This is a genomic window from Oleiphilus sp. HI0043 (assembly GCF_001634935.1).
Map to the genome: position 1 here is coordinate 1 of NZ_LWEY01000942.1, position 352 is coordinate 352.

Below are 352 nucleotides of genomic sequence, written 5' to 3' on the forward strand. Positions count from 1 at the left end.
AAGCCAGACAGCAGCTGCGCGCTTCAGATATCGCCACCTAGGGTTTGTTCGTCTGGCTTTGTTTCCTGGGCCATACCAAACTAAACTTCGCTCCACCCATATCACTTCTGCCCAAGAAGGCTTGCCCCCCATGCCAATAAAGAATACGGCGTACAATTGACAAGCCTAGGCCATAACCCCCTGAAGCACGTGTGCGACTATCGTCCAAACGCGCAAACGGCGTAAAGACAGACTCCCAATCTTCCTCTGGAATACCAGGGCCATCGTCTTCAACATCTACACGACATGTCTCTGCATCAAAAGAGCAAACAACTTTTACCCTTCCTTGAGCATAGCGTGTCGCATTACCAAC

The 352-nt window shown here is 50.6% G+C and carries 1 protein-coding gene; it reads right to left on the reverse strand.

Annotation, left to right across the window (positions count from 1 at the left end; translation table 11 throughout):
• Window positions 1-37: 37 nt before the first annotated feature.
• Window positions 38-352, reverse strand: a 315-nt coding sequence (locus A3729_RS10385; RefSeq protein WP_231877407.1) for an ATP-binding protein, incomplete at its 5' end; no start/stop codon positions are given.